This window comes from Oryzomonas rubra, from assembly GCF_008369015.1.
Taxonomy (GTDB): Bacteria; Desulfobacterota; Desulfuromonadia; order Geobacterales; family Pseudopelobacteraceae; genus Oryzomonas; species Oryzomonas japonica.
In genome coordinates this window covers 318,917-337,571 of record NZ_SRSD01000001.1, presented here as the reverse complement: position 1 = coordinate 337,571, position 18,655 = coordinate 318,917, and the positions used below count along the sequence as shown (strand labels likewise).

The following is an 18,655-nucleotide window of genomic DNA, read 5'->3' as shown; positions in this document are numbered from 1 at the left end:
TGAGATGCCCATTCCGGTTTCCTACAGCTTTCGCAATCTTTTCACCCGCCGCCTGACAACCTTTTTGACTGCAACGGGAATGGCGCTGGTGGTGTTCGTTTTCGCTTCGATCCTGATGTTGTCGGCGGGATTGGAAAAAACGCTGAATGAAACCGGTTCCGACGATAATGTTATCGTCACCCGCAAGGCGGCCAACTCGGAGGTGCAAAGCGGTGTGGAACGCTCCCAGGCCGCCATTGTGGAGAGTCTGCCGGATATCGCTACCGGAAGCGACGGCACCCTCCTGGCGGCCAAGGAACTGGTCGTACTGATAAGCCTTCCCAAACGGGGCAGCGACAAGCCGGCCAATGTGGTCATCAGGGGGATTGATCCGGCGTCCCTCAAACTCCGGCCCCAGGTGCGACTGGTGGAGGGGCGTATGCCACGTCCCGGTTCAGCGGAAATCATGGCGGGCGGCAGTATCGCGCAGCGCTTCAAAGGCGGCGGGATCGGCGAATCGCTTCGCTTCGGCATGCGCGACTGGACGGTAGTCGGTATCTTTGATGCCGGCGCTACCGGTTTCAATTCCGAGATATGGGGTGATGCCATCCAGTTGATGCAGGCTTTCCGACGTCCGGTGTACTCCTCGGTCACCTTCCGGCTGCACGACAGCGGTGATTTTTCTGCGGTCAAGGCCAAGCTGGATGCCGACCCGCGCCTGACGTTGGATGTGCGCCGCGAAACCCGCTATTATCGAGATCAGTCCGAGGCCATGGCCAAGTTTTTACGCATACTCGGCATGTCGTTAACGGTGATCTTCTCCCTGGGCGCCATCATCGGTGCCATGATCACCATGTATGCCGCCGTTGCCAACCGGGTCGGAGAGATCGGCACCCTGCGAGCCCTCGGTTTCCAACGCAGCAGCATCATGCTGGCCTTTTTGATGGAATCCCTGCTACTCGGCCTGATCGGCGGTGTCGCCGGACTTTTCATGGCGTCATTCATGCAATTTATCACCATCTCGACCATGAACTGGCAGACCTTTTCCGAGCTTGCTTTTTCATTTACCCTTACTGTCGAAATTATTTACAAATCACTCTTGTTTTCACTACTCATGGGGTTTGTGGGTGGCGTAATCCCGGCCGTGCGGGCCAGCCGTCTGAATATCGTCGATGCCCTGCGGGAAGGTTGAAATGGAGAAGCGTGGATGAACGGATTGTTCCTTAAAAAACACATCGTATTGGCGGCTCTGGCCGGGGCATCGCTGGCCCTGTACCTGATTGACTACTCTGTTCTCGGCAACAGCCGCGACATCGCTTCTAGCTTTTTGGGAAATCTGGCATTCTTGCCACTTTATGTCATATTCATTACACTGATTGTTGAGCAAATTGTACGGGAGCGGGAACGCCAGGCGGTCATGCGCAAGCTCAATATGGTGATCGGTGTTTTTTTCAGCGAGGTCGGCAACCGCCTGCTCAGGGAGCTATCGACCTGTGTGGCGACCTGTGGAGAATTGAAAGGCCACCTCCTGGTGGGCGGGGACTGGAAAAATGACGAATTCGCAAAGGCGCTGGACTACCTGGGCCGGACCGATATCAAGGTCAGTTGCGATGCAGGAGGCAAGAACCGGCTGAAGGAATTCCTGATCGAAAAGCGCACGTTTCTGGCTGGGCTCCTGGAAAATCAGAACCTGTTGGAGCACGAGCAGTTTACCGACCTGTTGTGGGCCGTATTCCACCTGGTGGAGGAGCTGGAGGCGCGGTCATCCTTTGACACAATGTCTCCGAGCGACACCGAACACATCAATGGTGATATCAAGCGTGTCTTCGGGCACTTGTCCCGTGAATGGGTCTTGTACATGCAACACCTCAAGGTTGACTACCCCTACCTGTTTTCCCTGGCTGTCCGCCTCAACCCGATGCTCGACACCCCGGATCCCCTGGTCTACTGATGGATTGGCACCTGCGGGACATAGTAGCAGTTCTGGCAGAGCAGAAGGTCGATGCCGCCCGCGGCCTCTCATCCGACGAAGCCGCCTGCCGCTTGTCCCGTTTCGGCAGTAACGAACTGCGGGAGCGGGGCGGCACATCGCCCTGGCTGATTCTGTGGGAGCAATTCACCTCGACCATGGCGCTGATCCTGACCGGGGCAGCGCTCCTCTCTGCTTTTGTCGGTTCATTCAAAGACAGCCTGACTATCCTCGCCATCGTCTGCCTCTTTGCTGTCCTGGGATTTGTACAGGAATATCGTGCGGAGCGGGCCATGCGGGCGCTCAAACGGCTGGCCGTGCCTGTGGTGCGGGTGCGGCGCAACGGGATGCCGGTTGAAATTCCGGCAGTCGATCTGGTGGCGGGCGATATCGTCCTCTTGGAGGCAGGCAATCTGGTGCCGGCCGATTGCAGGGTGGTTGAGGTCTACAACCTGCGGGTGCAGGAGGCGGTCCTGACCGGGGAGGCCGAAGAGGTCGAAAAGTGTGTCGAGGCCTTGGGAGTGATGGATGATCCCATTTCGGCCGGCGAGCGCGTGAATATGATCTTTATGGGCACCACGGTTGCCTATGGCCGTGGGGTGGCCGTTGTGGTGGCCACCGGTATGAACACGGAGTTGGGGCGTATCGCCGGTATGTTGCAGGATGTGGCCCAGGAATGGACACCTTTGCAGAGGCGCCTCGACCGTTTGGGAAAAATTCTGGCCCTTGCCGCGGTAGCGGTTTCGCTGTTGTTTCTGGCCATCGGCCTGCTGCGTGGCGAGGACCTGCGTCTGATGCTGATGACCGCCGTCAGCCTGGCGGTGGCCGCCATCCCGGAGGGATTGCCGGCGGTAGTCACCATTACCCTGGCCATCGGTTCTCAACGCATGCTGAAACGTCACGCCCTGATCCGCAAGCTGCCGGCTGTTGAAACCCTCGGCTCGGTAACCGTGATCTGTTCCGACAAGACCGGCACCCTGACCCAGAACCGCATGACGGTCACTGAGGTCGTCACCAGCGCAGAAGTCCTGCAACAGGCCGCTCCGCCTCTCAACGGGGCGGGATCGGAAGCTGAAGCTGCCCGTCGTGGAATACTGGCCTGTGTTGCGCTCTGCAACGAGGCTGTGCTGGCGGAAGGAGAGGGGCCGGGGGTAGGGGACCCGACCGAGATAGCGCTTCTTGCGGCCGCGGCACATGAGGGACTGTTGCGCCATGAACTGGAGGCCCGTCTGCCGCGCGTTGCCGAGATTCCCTTTGATTCTACGGTCAAACGCATGGTCACCTTCCATACGGTTGGAGATGCTGCTGTTGCAACATCGCTTGGACTTCCCGCCCATCTGGAAACCGGTGAATGTCTTGTGGTCGGCAAGGGGGCGCTGGGGGCGGTGCTGGAGCTGTGCGACCGGGTCGGCGACCATCCGCTTGCGACAGCGGAACGTCAGGCGGCCATGACGGCCGTCGACCGCCTGGCGGGCCTGGGAAGGCGTGTACTGGCCGTTGCCTGCGGCGTCGGCGTCCGGGACACACACGCTGTTCGCGGTCTTTCCCTGATCGGTTTGGTCGCCATGATGGACCCCTTGCGCCCCGAGGCGCGGGATGCGGTTGAACTCTGCCGCCAGGCGGGCATCCGGCCGGTCATGATCACCGGCGACCACCCGTTGACCGCCAGGTCCATTGCCGACGGGCTGGGCATGGGGGATGGGGGGCGGGTCATGACCGCTGCCGAACTTGAGCGTATCGGCACGGCCGGTCTGGTTGCGGCGAGCGGGGAGGTGTCGGTCTATGCCCGGGTCTCGCCGGAGCACAAGCTGATGATCGTCGATGCCCTGCAACGCCAGGGGCAGGTGGTGGCCATGACCGGGGACGGCGTCAACGATGCCCCGGCCCTGAAAAAGGCCGACATCGGCGTCTCCATGGGGATGACCGGTACCGATGTGGCTCGCGAGGCAGCCGATATGGTGCTCCTGGACGATAACTTTGCCACCATTGTCTCTGCGGTGCGTGAGGGGCGCACCATCTACGACAATATCCGCAAGTTCATCGAATTCTCCGTGGCCGGCAACCTGGGCAAGATCCTGGCCGTGCTGACCCTGCCATTTCTGGGATTGCCCAGCCCCCTCACCCCTCTGCAACTGCTCTGGCTCAACCTGCTTACCGACGGCCTGCTCGGCCTGGGGATGGGAGTGGAGCGCTCCGAGCCGGACGTCATGGCCCGTCCCCCGGTTTCTCCAACCTCCCAGATCTTCGATCGCCGCATGGTGCGTCATACCCTGTTGACCGGTGGGATTATCGGCACTTCGACCATTCTGCTGACCTATCACCATTGGCGGTTCCATCCTGAAAACTGGCAGACCGTGTTGTTCACCTCCCTGGCCTTTGCCCAGATCGGCCAAGCCATGGCCCTGCGCTCATTTCGGCATTCCTTTTTCCGCATGGGGCTCTTCGGCAACCCCCTGCTCCTGGCCATGGTCGGAGCGGTGATCCTGCTGCAGGGGATGGTCGTCTATCTGCCGGCCATGCAGGCCTTCTTCAAAACCACTTCCCTGGCTGCCGAGGCGCTGGCCTGGGTATTTGTCCCGGGAATAGTGCTGTTTGCCGTCCTGGAGTTCGAAAAGGTCGTCGTGCGGCGCGTGGCGTAAAGTTATCACTGTGACGTTGTGTTTAGTTTGTACCTCAGTTGTGATAGTATGTCCCTAGGACAAGGGAAAGGATGATTTGGTTTCTCGCATCGCACAACGGGAGGTGGCTATGAAACGGCTTATCCTGGCGGCACTGATGGGGCTTACGATCTTGATCCAGGCAGGGTGCGGCAATGACGGCGGTCACGCGCAACCGACATTTGTCGCCCGGATTCTGAGCGATTCTACTTCTGACGGCGATATCGCCCGGGATTCCGTCACAAGCGTTTTCACGGTAACACAGGGCATGTCGCCAAGTGTCCAAAGCGTGTTTGCCGGTATAGATCCGGCTACCGGAGCCGAATACCGCACATTCCTCGACTTCCCCCTGACCGGGACAGGCGGCGTTCCGGGGAATGCCGTCATTGCGTCGGCGTTCCTGGATATCGTTATCACCAGTATCCAGCCCCAACCCCTGAGCGGTACGATCCCGATCCGCATCGACCTTGTTTCCTTCCAGCCGCCAACCCTGGTGGGAACGGATTTTGATCGAACGCTCCAACCGGCGCTGGCAACCACCACGATCATCCCTCCCATCTCCCAATCAGACTTCGGAGGGCATGTAACGGTGGATGTGACAGGTTTGATGGTGGAAGCACAGCGGTTGGGACTGCTCAACTTCCAGGTCCGTATCCTGCGGGATTTGGGGATAGCTTCGCCGGGGCTTGTTGAAATCAACGATGCTACCGGAACGAACCGGGGCACTCTCGCACCGCTGTTGCAGGTCACCTACTTCTAGCTTGCGGTGATGCAGGAGGGACAGGACCGGTGAAAACGATCTGTTGAAGCCTAAGTTTGATTTTGAAAGGAACACATGAGCTCACTGCGATTCCCTGAACCGTTCAAGCATGAGCACGAACCGGTCCAAAACGTCAACGAAATACTCGAAGCTCAATTGACGTTCGGCCAGAAGGCGTCGGATTGGGTCGCCCTGAATCTCGGCTCCTGGTGGTTCATTACCATCCAGTCCATCATCTTGAGCGTCTGGATCGTGGTAAACGTGACCGCCTGGGCGCGGCACTGGGATCCCTATCCCTTTATCCTGATGAACCTGGTGTTGTCCATGCAAGCGGCCTATGCCGCGCCCATCATCATGATGAGCCAGAACCGGCAGGCGGCCAGGGACCGGTTGGAAGCCCACAACGATTACCTGATCAATCAAAAGGCTGAAAAGGAGATCCGTGCCATTCTGGATCATTTGGCAGCCCAGGACCAGGCCCTTCTGGAGATCCACCGGATGATGGCAGAGTTGCGAGGCACCAGATGAAGGGAGGAGGGAACCACGGTGAGCGCTAAACGCTGTCGCTTGATCCCCCAATAATGCAGGATGAAAACATTAGTAGTATCTCTCGTTATCATACCGCGCAGTCTGAATATGGTCAGGCTGCGCGTTTTTTTTTGAAATGCTGCCCGCCGGGAGACCATCATGGCACCAAAAATCGATGAACTGATCCAGAAGATCAGGGAGCTTGAAGAAGAGCTGGAGGTCGAGTTCCGCACCAAACGGGAGCAGTTCCAGTTCATCATCGAGGAGAAGCGCGTCCGTTTCGCCGAAGAGGTGGCACGCCAGCAGCGTCGCCTCAAGACCGGGCTCTTCCGCTATTTGGCGGAATCTCGGCCGCTGAACGTTCTGACCGCCCCGATCATCTATGCCGGATTTATCCCCTTTCTGGCGTTGGATCTTTTTCTGTTGATCTACCAGGCGGTCTGCTTCCCGATCTACGACATTCCCAAGGTCAAGCGTTCGGAATACCTGACCTTTGACCGTGAGGACCTCCCCTATCTCAACATCATAGAAAAGTTGAACTGCTTTTACTGTTCCTATGGCAATGGACTGGCAGCCTATTTCCGGGAGATCGCCGCCCGCACCGAGCAGTACTGGTGCCCGATCAAGCATGCTCGCCGTATCCGGGCCGCCCATGATCGCTATCCTCGTTTTTTTGAGTACGGCGACGCCGAAAGTTATCGCAAAGGGTTGGAGCGGCTAAGGAAAGAGTTTGAAAAGGGCAACGGAATAAAGCAGGGGGGCAAAAAGGCACAGAAGGGTGCATAAATATAACATAGCGGGGTGGACTTTTGGAGAACACGTCGGTAGTATGGGACCGTTTGTCTGCGGCCGGACCGGCCCGTAGCGAAAGCGAACAATGATGTTGAAAGGACACTGTTTTCATGAAATGCATCCCCATTCCCCGCACCGAATCCGCCCATGACTACCAATTACTGATCAAACGACTGCTCCTACACCCTATAGTGGATGCGCCGGACCAGGAGATCGTCTACCGGGACCAAGTCCGCCATAGTTACCGCCAGTTCCGCGAGCGGGTCCAACGCCTCGCGGCGGCCCTGACACGGATGGGTGTGAAACCGGGAGATACCGTGGCGGTTATGGATTGGGACAGTCACCGCTATCTGGAGTGCTTTTTTGCCGTGCCGATGATCGGCGCGGTGCTGCACACCATCAATGTGCGTTTTTCCGCGGAACAGATACTCTTCACCATCGACCATGCCGAGGATGACGTGCTCCTGGTCAACTCCGAGTTTCTGCCAATCCTGGAACAGATTCGCGGCCGGATCGACACGGTGCGCGACTTCATTCTCCTCAAGGGCGACGAACCGCATCCCCACGAGACAACCTTGACATTCACCGCCGAGTACGAGGAACTGCTGGCCTCGACCCCACCGGAATTCGAATTTCCCGACTTCGACGAAAATACCCGTGCCACTACCTTTTATACCACCGGCACCACCGGCATGCCCAAGGGGGTCTACTTCAGCCACCGCCAACTCGTGCTGCATACCCTGGGGGTCCAGGCGGCGCTCTGCTCCTCGGTTGTCCAGGGATGTCTGCACCGTGGCGACGTTTACATGCCCATCACCCCCATGTTCCATGTTCATGCCTGGGGGTTGCCTTATGTGGCCACTTCACTGGGGCTCAAACAGGTCTACCCCGGTCGTTACGCACCGGATATGCTGTTGGAACTGATCGAACGCGAAAAGGTCACCTTTTCCCATTGTGTGCCGACCATCCTGCACATGCTGCTCAAACATCCCCATGCGGCCAAGATCGACCTGAGCAACTGGAAACTGATCATCGGCGGCGCTGCCATGTCCCAGGCGCTGTGCATGGCGGCATTGGGACACGGCATAGATATTTTTACCGGCTACGGCATGTCCGAGACTTGCCCCATCCTGACCCTTGCCCAATTGACCCCCGATATGCTGAAGCTAAGCCCGGAAGAGCAGGCCGAGATCCGCTGCAAGACTGGTCTGGCGCTTCCCCTGGTTGATCTGAAAGTGGTGGGGGAGGGGCGGGACGAGATGCCTCGCGACGGCCGCAGCACGGGCGAGATTGTCGTTCGTGCCCCCTGGTTGACCCAGGGATACCTGAAGGATCACAAAACCTCCGAGAAACTCTGGGAGGGAGGCTACCTGCACACCGGTGACGTGGCGGTGCGGGATGAGCGAGGATACGTGAAGATAACCGACCGGAGCAAGGACGTCATTAAGGTCGGTGGAGAGTGGATATCCTCTCTGGAATTGGAGGATATTATCGCCCATCATCCCGCTGTGGCCGAGGTGGCGGTGATCGGTCTGCCCGATGAAAAATGGGGCGAGCGGCCCCTGGCCTTGGTGGTGCCCAAACCGGGCACTGTGGTCGCGGAAAAGCAGATTCAGCACCATGTTCGGGAATATGCCGACAAGGGGATGATTTCCAAACAGGTGGTCCTCCTCAGGACGCGGATGGTGGAGACTATTGATAAGACGAGTGTGGGGAAGATTAATAAGGTGGCGCTGCGGGAGAGGTATGTTTATTGAGTGCCGAACATCATTTATTCTGGATGAAGTTAGGAATTAAGAAGCACCTAACAGGTTACAGTAAATTTGTTGTAAATATATCCGACACGACCTATCGAAATGCAAAGAGTTGTGTAAATAAAATCGACAGGCTTGTGTTGAATTGCGGTTTATCCTTTTGCCAATATCAGCCATCAAGCAGCTTTATGCTGATTGTTATATTGCTAATTTAATAAGACAAATTCTTCTATGGTCTTAAAATACAATTAGGAATATCTTCTGGTTGTGTCTGGCGCCTGTGGCATTTAAATTGCATTACAAATATGTATGCAATTCAAAGTCAACTCATAGAGGAGTTTGAAAATATGAGAAAACAAAATTATCTGCAAATAGCCATTCTAACCAGTGTGGCCGTCTGGGTATTGTTTTGTGGCAAAGGGTATGCAACCATTGTGTATCCAGATAGCCCTGACTGGCAGAAAGATTTACAGGCTAGCGGCACAGCTTCAATTGAAACTGATAAACCCAGGGATGGAAATGCATCGCTTAAGCTTACAACGAGTGGAAATCTTAATGACTGGGCATTCTGGAATTACTATGCTGGAACTAATCTCAGTTTGGGAACTCTGAGTAATCTAAAAGATTTTTCTTTTGATTGGTACCGCACTGGAGTGACTAATATTGCCACCAGTGACGTTCCGTGGCAAGCGCAAACCCCTGTAATGCGCATTTATATTAATGATCATGGTGTGTTATCTGAGTTGGTTTGGGAAAAGTATTATACCAACTCCAGTTTGACTATAACCGATACGTGGATTAATCAGAATTTAATGAATCAAAACCTTTGGCAGCACACATTCGGTAGCGATGGGCGTGGCACATATACGCTTGTTGGCGGGGTTAGTTCAACTCTTAATCCTGATGATCCTTTGCTGGCACTCAATATTTCTCAATGGCTTTCCAACTCATTTTATTCTTCCGAGGCTTTTGTGTACGGGTTTGGTGTCGGTGTTGGTAGTTACTGGCCTAAGGATTATACCGGTTATGTCGACGACATTCATCTGACATTTTCGGATTCAGAGGAGAATTACAACTTTGAAATTCCTGTTCCAGAGCCTTCGCCGTTATTGTTGATGGTATTGGGGGTCGCTTTTCTCATGATGGGACACTTCATTTGGTTCAGAAGGCAGAATTGCACTCACTAAACAAATTTGTAAAACATAAAAAAAATAGGCATATTGGGATTACATGGCAATCATTCAAAAATTATTGAGTTCATCCTTACTCATCATTTGTCTTTTGATAAATGAATTATTTCCAATAGTTGCGGCTGCAAATGATGAGTTGTTGGCTCAACGAAACTGGGTAGAACTTACCGGCAGGTATCATTTTCTTAGCAATAGTTATGGCGACTGGAAAGGTGGAGAAGCTAAGGCTAACATCGGGGCCGGTAAAAATGATGTTTTATTATTTGATTTTCTAGCCCAAAAAACATTTGGTGATGATGGGGTATATGGCTCTGTTACTAATACTCATATATGGAATGAAGATTGGTATTCACAACTAGCTGCTGGGGCTGGGTCTGGAGAATTTTATTTTCCCGATGTTAGGGTTGACGCTTCATTAAGCAAAAAATGGCTTAACTCTCGCCGTCTGGTCACGACATTAGGCGGTGGCTTTTCAGAAGCTAAAGATATACACCGTGATATGTACATATTGGCTTCAATGACAGTCTATTTTGAGAATAATTTCATTGCGGAAGCCGGCACTCGAATAACTTGGAGTAATCCAGGTACAGTACAGTCGGAGCGGGGTTTTTGTGTCATTACTTATGGGGCGGATCGGAACAGGTACATAACACTTCGTTATGAAGGTGGAAAAGAGGGATATCAGCCCATAGGAACTTTGACGACTATAGTTGGTTTTTCCAGTCACGAGGCATCCCTAAATTGGCGCGAATGGATAGGCGGTAATTATGGAACAGTTGCAAAGGCCGAATACTACAAAAATCCTTTTTATTCGAGGGATGGCTTAACATTTGGATTATTTTATGAATGGTAATTCTTCACTTACCGGTCAGCGCGACCAGAAACTAAAACAATTTCGGAATATTGGGGTATACGGCTCAGTAATTAAACCCCATCGTTCTATGACAGCTTTTCAGTTCCTTCCGAATAGTTTGTTGAGTATGATCGGTATTCCACTGGTTCTTATTTCCGTTACCTTGCTGGGATTGCCGCACATCATGTTCCTATGGAAGGTTTGTTTCTCATACGCTTTTGAGCATATGGGCCTGGGAACTGATGTGCATATATACACTTTAAAGATAATTCCACACTATTACCTTGATATCCCTTCCTGTAGCGTAAACGCAGAGTGGCCTAAAATGGTTGATTTTTACAATGCTGGCATAGTCTTCATTGCCCTTTTTGTTATATCGTTTCTTTTTAGTGAAAACTTGACTCCCTTTGCTTACTTTCTAAGAATTCTATGTTTCGTTCAAATGACGGCATTTGCATATTTCCAATTTGCTATCGAACCATTTCCCTATGACCTCTCAGGATATATGGCAAACCTTCTTAGGGGAGGAGTCGTTATTGTACTTCTTGTACCAATTCTCTTTGCAATCACGCTTTATTTGTACAACATGCCTTTAGTACAAAAAATGCTAGTAAGTATAATGACTATGGGGCACCTGATAATTTTTATTCCCCTTCAGGCGTTGATTCATATGTATGTAATTAAAACGTGTAGTTATTTAATGCTTCCAACAATGTTTTTTTTATTTGGGTATTTACTTGAAATTTTTATTGTTATATCATTTTACGGCTGGGCTATGAGTTGGGTCGATATTGTAAACAAGTAATAATTATAAGGTTTTATCGCAAATATTGCCTGTTATGTGTGATCAATGGGGGTGAATATTATGCAGACAGTTCTAATAAATTTGCTGTACAGTGTTGTATCAATTATTGCGCTCTACACCATTCGACACTATATTTTTACGTTAAATCGACTGTTTTCTCGGCCACGTCAACCATATGTTGATATTGGGACAGCAGATTGGCCAACTGTGACAATATTTGTACCTGCACACAACGAAGAACTGGTGATTGGCGATATGATGGAAAACCTGCTCAAGGTTGATTATCCCCATGACCGTCTTATCATTGTTCCTATTAATGATCGTTCTAAAGACAGAACAAAGGATATTTTAGATAAATACGCCAAAGAATTTCCTGTGCTGATCAAGCCTTATCACCGTGTTAGTGGAAAATGTGGTAAGTCCTCAGCTCTTAAAGAAGTTGAACCTTTGTACAAATCGGAAATACATTTGGTTTTTGACGCAGACTATTTGCCAGGAAAAGGACTGATTAAACAGCTTGTTGCGCCATTCTTTGATCCCGAGGTTGGGGCGGTAATGGGCCGTGTGGTGCCTTATAATATTAAGCCTTCATTGTTAACAAGAATTCTTGATCTTGAACGTTCAGGCGGTTACCAGGTTGACCAGCAGGCACGCATGAATCTCCATATGGTGCCTCAATTTGGCGGTACTGTTGGGGGAGTCAGGACAAGTGCTCTCAAGAGCATCGGGGGATGGAGAAGTGATACGTTGGCTGAGGACACGGATGTCACCATGAGGATGACACTTGAAGGGTGGAAAGTTGCCTATCAGAATCGTTCGGAATGTTATGAAGAAGTACCGGAAAACTGGTTTGCGCGCATTCGCCAGATAACAAGGTGGGCTAAAGGCCACAACCAATCCTGTGCACGCTACTTTTTCCCATTATTGCGCCAATTAGGTAAGCTCCCAACTCTTGCTGTGCTTGATGGGCTGATGCTTTTGGGAGTGTTTCTTATGCCACCATTGCTACTTGTAGGGTGGACACTTTCTTTAACACTCTTTTATATGGGTAATCAGATTGGTAACTTGTTCATGTTAATCCTTGTGATTTCAACCTATAACACACTTGGTAATTTTGCAACTTTTTTTGAGGTGGCTTCGGCCACGAGACTGGACGGTAGTGGAAAACGAATACTTCTTCTTCCTTTTCTTTCTCTTGGTTTTCTTGTGAGCTTTGTTACCGTGTCATGGGCTACCATATCTCAGATATTATCTTCACCTTTCAACAATCACCGAAAATGGGACAAAACAGACCGCCACAGAAATGGGGATGTGGGGGGCAATGATAGCTCGTCAGATTGTGATTATGAAAATGGACATTATTCCAATAGAGGACATGGATATGCGTATTTGATTGCAGGCGGGTGCACTATTGTGGAACATATTTTTGGACGTAGTGGTGTATGATCTTTTTCTTTGTTTTTTTGACACTGACGTTCTTGTGGTTGCTGTTTCCACTTATTCCGTCTCTTCTCGAATTTGTGAGACCAACGGACATTGATCCGCTCAAGGTTGTCTCTCGTGATTCCGGTGACATCGCTTTTTTTGCTAATAATTTTCGGAATTATTTTCTTACCCAAGCAGAAAAATTCGATTTTACTACAATACAGGACACAGAACTGTCTAAATTACCTGATGGATCGCCATTTATTCGCATTCGGGGCAATGTGTGGAATCAGAAACATGCTTCAGCGCCAGTCGATTATATTGTCATTGCAGGTCCGGAAACGACCTTGCCTGATGATGTAACCTTTTTGCGGGAAGTGTATGGAGTTGGAGGGTTGACTGGTGGGGTTGGATGCGCATACCGTGCTATTCTTGCAGACAAGAGCTTGACTCTTCTTGAACAATCAATAGTTTTAAGATGGGTACATAGCATAGGAAAACTTACGGTTCAAGAAGGCTCGATACTTCATGGTAGAGCTAGCTCTGATGAAGAACTTTGTCTTGCAATCGGCGTCACATTTGAATGGATATCCGCTCCAGTTATTTTTGTTGGAAAAACAGAAATACATAGTGATACAAGCCCGATGCAATTACGGCGCGTAGTGTTCAACCAAGTTGGTCTAAAAGTCATGGCGGATGGAACCTATCGCTTTGAGGGAGATATTTCAATACCAGCAAATTCCTTGTTTACTGGAAATATTGTTGTGTCAGGCCAAATAAATGTTGGTTATGGGGCACATGTCAAGGGAAGTATGAAGGCATATAAGGATATAAAAGTGGGAGGAAATTGCAAGATAGACGGTAGTGTTGTTACCAGATTAACGATCAATATCGAAAAATTATGCATAATACAAGGGCCGCTCATTGCAGAGGCGGGAATAAGTATTGGGCAAGGTTCAATAATTGGCAGTAAGGAGAAACATAGCACCGTCAGCGCTCCGTCAGTTACAATTTATTCTGGTGCCGTCATCTATGGTATGGTGGTGGCACAACATATTGGTCAAACAAGTGCTTAGTACTTAATAGCAATAGTCATGCCCGCCCGCATAAAGGACTAGATATACATTTGTTTGAGACTGGAGGCATCCTTGCTGCAGTAGTTTCTATTTCCTGTTTTAGATGGTGGAATTGCTGATCCTATGTTTAGGCTGAATGTCATTTACCAGCATTCTGGATTCAGCTTTTTTTGAAAATGGCACTGATTTTTTTGGGGGGGCGGACTTGCTGAAATGATTCAAACTTGCGATTCTCTTCTTCCGATTGAGACGGCTTTCCGAGTTCAGTCACATCCATGTTGGCACATTTTTTCTTTCTGTGACCTATATTGGAGTTACTACTTCGTTTTCCGGTGATTTTATCATGCTGTAATTGGATATTAAGTACTTGAATACGGCTAGTTATGATTTTTTAGGGCCGACTATTTTCATGAACTTCCTCTTTCATCTCTATCTCTCCGGCAATGATCCGGACCTGCTGACCGGCAATTTTATGGGCGATTTTGTCAAGGGAAGGGTAGGTGAAAACTACCCTCCCGGTGTGGCGGCTGGAATTATGCTGCACCGTCGTATTGACAGTTTTGCGCAACAGCATATCATCTTTCGCCGGAGCTATGACCGGATTGCGCCGCAGTACCGGTTATGGCGTGGGGTATTTGTCGATCTGTTTTATGATCACTTTTTATCTGCGGGCTGGGACGAGTGGGCGGATGAATCCTTGACGAGTTATCTGACCCGAGCCAAGAAGATGGTTGAGGCACGGCGTGCATGGCTGCCGGAACGTCTGCAGGGGCTGCTGCCGGTTGTATTTGATGAGCTGCTCCCATCCTATTGCGAGATAGACGGCATCGGCCTAGCCCTTGAGCGCATGTCGCGCCGGGTGACGCGAGATAATCCTCTGGCCGGCGGTGAACGGGAACTGAGACGGAACTATGCCGAGTTGCGCGAGGACTTCCGTTGTTTTCTGCCCGCTGTCAGCGAATTTGTTGCAAATTTTGCAGAGCGGGGGCGGCGCTAACATAAACGAGACCCCTCCAATATCCTTCCTTAACCCAACCCCACAGTAATTACATGTTTTTTTACTTGCAACCCATTGATTTTTAATTATATATAGTGATTGAAACTGCGGCACAGTACAATTGAAACGCTGTGCCGCGTTTTTATGATCATTTTCTTATTCCATCCATTTTGTCTTACCGGGCTCCTCTATGAAGTTGCGCTCCAAATCTTTGCCGATATTGTCAGTGTCTCTGGCTGGGATGTTTCTGTTGCTCTATTTTGTTACCAAGGTGTTCCTGCTCGATAGCTTTGCCAGGATCGAAGTGCGGGAAGCCGCAGAGAACGTGGAACGAGCAGTCAACCTGATCAACGATGAAGCCAATAACCTCAACATAGTCTGTGGTGATTATTCCGCTTGGGATGATGTCTACCGCTATGTGAGGGATGGTAACCATGCTTTTGAAAAATCGAATTTGACCGCCCCCACCTTTGCCAAACAACGTCTCAACCTGATCATGTATCTCAACAGTGCCGGGGATGTAATCTTCGGCAAGGCCTTTGATCTTGAAAAAGGCCGATTTACGCCAGTTCCTGCAGGATTTTTTCGCCACATCGCCCCCGGGAACCTGCTGCTGAGCCACACGACGCCCGACAGCACAGTCAAAGGAGTCATAAACCTGCCGGAAGGCTTGATGATAGTCGCTTCTCGGCCGATATTGACCAGTGAGTACATGGGGCCAATCCGGGGCACGTTGATCATGGGGCGGTACCTGAATGCGACGGAGGTTGCCGGTTTGGCGACGATGGCCCGTCTTTCTCTGTGCCTGTTGCCAGGAGGGGCAACGAGCGTCTTGGGCGAGGCCGGGGTTATGCTGAGCGAGGCCAGCCCACGTACGGTCGTGGCGGACGGATTCCGCTATATTAACGGATATGCCTTGGTAAAGGATATTTACGGCCACAAGGCCTTTATCGTCAAAGTAACCGACCGGCGCACCATCTATGGGAGGGGGATGCGGGCCGTAGGATATTTCTTGCTCTGCTTTTTTGGCCTGGTTCTGGGGTTTGCGGCCATTGTGCATTTTTTGCTGAAAAAACTCGCCGTGTCGCAGCAACAGGGTAAGGAGCTTGAGCAGCGCTACAGTCTGGTTATCGAGGGGGCCAACGAGGGGATCCTTATCACGGAGCGGACAACCGGGGCGATCATAGAATCCAACGGTGCGATCCAGAACTATCTGGGATACACCGCCGAAGAGTTGATCGGCCTGTATCTCGGCCAGCTTGCCTTTGGCGATGCCGCCATAACCGATACCCTGATAGAAAGGCTTTTGCAGCAAAAACGGGAGTATCGCCTCCGTCGTAAAGACGGCTCTGCCCTTGATGCTGAATTGAGCGCCGGCCTGATACCCTATGACGGCAGGGAAGCCCTGTGCATCATGGTCAAGGATATCAGAGAGCGAAAACAGTTTGAGGAAACGTTGTTTTTTCAGGCAAATCACGACCTTCTGACCGGTATTCCCAACCGTTATCTTCTCCATGACCGCCTGGAACAGGCCCTGGCGGCGGCACGGCGGGAAGGGCATATCGTGGCGGTCCTGCTTTTGGACCTGGACAATTTCAAGATCATCAACGATACCTACGGCCATCCGGTTGGTGATCAACTTCTGAAAAGCGTTGCCAACCGGCTGAAATCCGTTGTCCGGAGCGGCGATACCATTGCCCGGCTCGGCGGTGATGAGTTCGTGATTATCCTCGCCCGTATCGGCAGGATTGAAGACGTTATCCTGGTGACGGAGCACCTTTTGAAACACTTTTTCAATCCCTTTGTGGTCAATGACAATGAGTTCTTTGTGTCGCCCAGTATTGGGCTTGCGCTTTACCCCAACGACGACGACAGCGCAGCGGCCCTACTCACCAAGGCCGACACGGCAATGTATCACGTCAAGGACAAGGGAAGGGCCGGATTCCAGTTTTTTACAACCGAGATGAATACCCGTGTTGTGGACCGTATGGAACTTGAAGTCGGGCTGAGACGTGCCCTTGAACGCGGGGAATTCGTCATCCATTATCAGCCAAAGGTCGAGTTGGCCACCCGGCGGATACAGGGTATGGAAGCGCTGTTGCGCTGGAATCATCCTGAGCGTGGATTGATCCCGCCGGATACGTTCATTCCCCTGGCGGAAGAAACCGGCCTGATTATCATGATCGGCGAGTGGGTGTTGCGCACGGTGTGCGAGCAGAGCAGTAAGTGGCAGGCAGCGGGGCTGCCGCCGATGAAGATGGCGGTAAATATTTCGGCACGTCAATTCAAGCAGCAGGACCTGGTGGAGCGAATAGGTGCAATCCTTGCCGAAACCGGTTTTGCCCCCGGCCTCCTGGAATTGGAGCTTACCGAAAGCTATCTCATGAACAATGTCGATGAGGCGGTTGCAAAACTTCACGGGCTCAAGGGGATGGGGCTCGGCCTCTCCCTGGACGACTTTGGAACGGGCTATTCGTCCCTGGGCTATCTGAAGCGGTTTCCCATCGACGTCGTGAAGATAGACAAATCCTTTGTGGACGACATTCTTATTAATCCGGATGACGCGACTATTGTGCGGACCATTATCCTTATGGCGCACAACCTCAACATGAAGGTCGTGGCCGAAGGGGTGGAAACCGGGGAACAGTTGGATTTTCTTGCTGAGCACGGCTGCGAGATGATCCAGGGATACTACTTCAGCCGGCCCCTGCCTGCCGATGGCTTTGCGGCAATGGTTCGCACGTGGGGTATCGAGTAAAGAGCGCGGCGATGGCGGGGACTCCTGCCGTTTACCACGTAATGTTCTCCTGTGCCGGCTTGTCGAAAATGACGGTTATTCTGAAAAGGAGTGAATATTCATGTCTGAAACCACCAGGATCGTTATCCTTGACGGCTATACCATCAACCCCGGCGACAATCCCTGGACCCCGGTTGAGAACCAGGGGATATGTGCCGTTTACGACCGAACCCCGCCTGAACTCACCCTGGAGCGCGCCGCTCAAGCGGAAATAATTCTGACCAGCAAGGTCAAGCTGGATGCAGCCATCCTGAACGCCCTGCCGAGACTCAAATACATTTCGCTTCTGGCCACGGGATACAATAATATCGATATTGCCGTCGCCGGCCGGCTTGGTATTCCGGTTTCAAATGTCCCCGCCTATTCCACCGAATCGGTTGCCCAGACCGCCTTTGCCCTGCTGCTGGAATTGGCCGTGCAGGTGGGGGCTCACGATGCCGCCGTCAAGGCCGGAGAATGGACCCGTTGTCCCGACCACTCCTTCTGGAAGGCGCCGATCGTCGAGTTGGACAGCCTGACGCTGGGGATCGTGGGGTATGGTACGATCGGGCGGGCGGTGGCCCGTATCGGCGCTGCTTTCGGCATGCGGATCATCGCCCATGCCCCCCGCATCCCACAGGATTCGGGGCCGATACCGGTCCGGTTCGTCGGTCTGGAAGAACTGTTCTCTACGGCGGATGTCGTAAGTCTCAACTGTCCCCAGACCGGCGACAATGCCGGCTTCGTCAACTCGCGGCTTCTGGGGATGATGAAGTCCAGTGCGTTCCTGATCAATGTGGCGCGGGGAGGGCTGGTGAACGAAGCCGATCTGGCCCAGGCGTTGCAAACCGGCCGGATTGCCGGCGCCGGGCTGGATGTGGTTGCCCATGAGCCGATGCTCGCCGATAACCCGCTTCTTGACGCTCCCAACTGTATCTTTACGCCCCATATAGCATGGGCTTCGCTGGCGGCGCGGCAGCGGCTCATGAGTATCGTTTCCGCCAATGTCGCATCATATCTTGCAGGAGCTCCGGCCAACGTGGTCAATAGTCAGTATCTTGCACCGGCTGCAGGGCGGTAAAATCCGCCGGGAG

Annotated in this window: 15 protein-coding genes; all 15 read left to right on the top strand. The window is 52.1% G+C overall.

Annotated elements, in window-relative coordinates; all coding sequences use genetic code 11:
- Nucleotides 1-4 precede the first annotated feature (4 nt).
- The 15 genes from ET418_RS01565 (at nucleotide 5) to ET418_RS01495 (ending at nucleotide 18,642) form a co-directional block, all read left to right on the top strand.
- On the top strand, nucleotides 5-1,171 hold the full coding sequence (locus ET418_RS01565) for an ABC transporter permease (protein WP_149305816.1): 1,167 nt from the start codon (nucleotides 5-7) through the stop codon (nucleotides 1,169-1,171).
- Nucleotides 1,172-1,186: 15 nt separating this feature from the next.
- Nucleotides 1,187-1,930 (top strand): hypothetical protein, encoded by a 744-nt coding sequence (locus ET418_RS01560; RefSeq protein WP_149305815.1) that lies wholly within the window; start codon nucleotides 1,187-1,189, stop codon nucleotides 1,928-1,930.
- Nucleotides 1,930-4,587 carry a cation-translocating P-type ATPase gene (locus ET418_RS01555; protein ID WP_149305814.1) on the top strand — a complete coding sequence of 886 codons (2,658 nt, stop codon included), beginning with the start codon at nucleotides 1,930-1,932 and terminating at the stop codon, nucleotides 4,585-4,587. The genes ET418_RS01560 and ET418_RS01555 overlap by 1 nt, the downstream gene beginning before the upstream one ends.
- Nucleotides 4,588-4,696: 109 nt before the next feature.
- Nucleotides 4,697-5,365 (top strand): hypothetical protein, encoded by a 669-nt coding sequence (locus ET418_RS01550; protein ID WP_149305813.1) that lies wholly within the window; start codon nucleotides 4,697-4,699, stop codon nucleotides 5,363-5,365.
- Between the two features lie 75 nt (nucleotides 5,366-5,440).
- Nucleotides 5,441-5,893 (top strand): DUF1003 domain-containing protein, encoded by a 453-nt coding sequence (locus ET418_RS01545; protein WP_149305812.1) that lies wholly within the window; start codon nucleotides 5,441-5,443, stop codon nucleotides 5,891-5,893.
- A gap of 159 nt (nucleotides 5,894-6,052) precedes the next feature.
- Nucleotides 6,053-6,679, top strand: a complete 627-nt coding sequence (locus ET418_RS01540; protein ID WP_149305811.1) for a hypothetical protein — start codon at nucleotides 6,053-6,055, stop codon at nucleotides 6,677-6,679.
- 116 nt (nucleotides 6,680-6,795) lie between these two features.
- Nucleotides 6,796-8,442, top strand: coding sequence for a fatty acid--CoA ligase (locus ET418_RS01535; RefSeq protein ID WP_149305810.1), 1,647 nt, complete (start codon nucleotides 6,796-6,798; stop codon nucleotides 8,440-8,442).
- 344 nt (nucleotides 8,443-8,786) lie between these two features.
- Nucleotides 8,787-9,626 carry a PEP-CTERM sorting domain-containing protein gene (locus ET418_RS01530; RefSeq protein WP_188055199.1) on the top strand — a complete coding sequence of 280 codons (840 nt, stop codon included), beginning with the start codon at nucleotides 8,787-8,789 and terminating at the stop codon, nucleotides 9,624-9,626.
- Nucleotides 9,627-9,669: 43 nt separating this feature from the next.
- On the top strand, nucleotides 9,670-10,482 hold the full coding sequence (locus tag ET418_RS01525; RefSeq protein ID WP_149305808.1) for a YaiO family outer membrane beta-barrel protein: 813 nt from the start codon (nucleotides 9,670-9,672) through the stop codon (nucleotides 10,480-10,482).
- Nucleotides 10,472-11,287 carry a hypothetical protein gene (locus tag ET418_RS01520; protein WP_149305807.1) on the top strand — a complete coding sequence of 272 codons (816 nt, stop codon included), beginning with the start codon at nucleotides 10,472-10,474 and terminating at the stop codon, nucleotides 11,285-11,287. The genes ET418_RS01525 and ET418_RS01520 overlap by 11 nt, the downstream gene beginning before the upstream one ends.
- A gap of 60 nt (nucleotides 11,288-11,347) precedes the next feature.
- On the top strand, nucleotides 11,348-12,733 hold the full coding sequence (locus ET418_RS01515) for a glycosyltransferase family 2 protein (protein ID WP_218043351.1): 1,386 nt from the start codon (nucleotides 11,348-11,350) through the stop codon (nucleotides 12,731-12,733).
- On the top strand, nucleotides 12,730-13,788 hold the full coding sequence (locus tag ET418_RS01510; protein WP_149305805.1) for a polymer-forming cytoskeletal protein: 1,059 nt from the start codon (nucleotides 12,730-12,732) through the stop codon (nucleotides 13,786-13,788). The genes ET418_RS01515 and ET418_RS01510 overlap by 4 nt, the downstream gene beginning before the upstream one ends.
- Nucleotides 13,789-14,155: 367 nt before the next feature.
- The gene (locus tag ET418_RS01505; protein WP_338045062.1) at nucleotides 14,156-14,785 is read left to right on the top strand and encodes an acyl carrier protein phosphodiesterase; all 630 of its coding nucleotides are present in this window, start codon (nucleotides 14,156-14,158) and stop codon (nucleotides 14,783-14,785) included.
- 250 nt (nucleotides 14,786-15,035) lie between these two features.
- Nucleotides 15,036-17,543: a bifunctional diguanylate cyclase/phosphodiesterase gene (locus ET418_RS01500; protein ID WP_188055197.1), complete on the top strand. Its 2,508-nt coding sequence runs from the start codon at nucleotides 15,036-15,038 to the stop codon at nucleotides 17,541-17,543.
- A 100-nt stretch (nucleotides 17,544-17,643) separates the two neighbouring features.
- Nucleotides 17,644-18,642: a D-2-hydroxyacid dehydrogenase gene (locus ET418_RS01495; protein WP_149305803.1), complete on the top strand. Its 999-nt coding sequence runs from the start codon at nucleotides 17,644-17,646 to the stop codon at nucleotides 18,640-18,642.
- The last annotated feature ends 13 nt before the right edge of the window (nucleotides 18,643-18,655 follow it).

Excerpts from the sequence above, each read along its gene's own strand:
- ET418_RS01515 (WP_218043351.1), top strand. The coding sequence starts at position 11,348 with ATGCAGACAGTTCTAATAAATTTGCTGTACAGTGTTGTATCAATTATT.
- ET418_RS01535 (WP_149305810.1), top strand. The coding sequence starts at position 6,796 with ATGAAATGCATCCCCATTCCCCGCACCGAATCCGCCCATGACTACCAA.
- ET418_RS01560 (WP_149305815.1), top strand. The coding sequence starts at position 1,187 with ATGAACGGATTGTTCCTTAAAAAACACATCGTATTGGCGGCTCTGGCC.
- ET418_RS01565 (WP_149305816.1), top strand. The coding sequence starts at position 5 with ATGCCCATTCCGGTTTCCTACAGCTTTCGCAATCTTTTCACCCGCCGC.
- ET418_RS01530 (WP_188055199.1), top strand. The coding sequence starts at position 8,787 with ATGAGAAAACAAAATTATCTGCAAATAGCCATTCTAACCAGTGTGGCC.
- ET418_RS01520 (WP_149305807.1), top strand. The coding sequence starts at position 10,472 with ATGAATGGTAATTCTTCACTTACCGGTCAGCGCGACCAGAAACTAAAA.
- ET418_RS01540 (WP_149305811.1), top strand. The coding sequence starts at position 6,053 with ATGGCACCAAAAATCGATGAACTGATCCAGAAGATCAGGGAGCTTGAA.
- ET418_RS01545 (WP_149305812.1), top strand. The coding sequence starts at position 5,441 with ATGAGCTCACTGCGATTCCCTGAACCGTTCAAGCATGAGCACGAACCG.
- ET418_RS01550 (WP_149305813.1), top strand. The coding sequence starts at position 4,697 with ATGAAACGGCTTATCCTGGCGGCACTGATGGGGCTTACGATCTTGATC.
- ET418_RS01495 (WP_149305803.1), top strand. The coding sequence starts at position 17,644 with ATGTCTGAAACCACCAGGATCGTTATCCTTGACGGCTATACCATCAAC.
- ET418_RS01555 (WP_149305814.1), top strand. The coding sequence starts at position 1,930 with ATGGATTGGCACCTGCGGGACATAGTAGCAGTTCTGGCAGAGCAGAAG.
- ET418_RS01510 (WP_149305805.1), top strand. The coding sequence starts at position 12,730 with ATGATCTTTTTCTTTGTTTTTTTGACACTGACGTTCTTGTGGTTGCTG.
- ET418_RS01525 (WP_149305808.1), top strand. The coding sequence starts at position 9,670 with ATGGCAATCATTCAAAAATTATTGAGTTCATCCTTACTCATCATTTGT.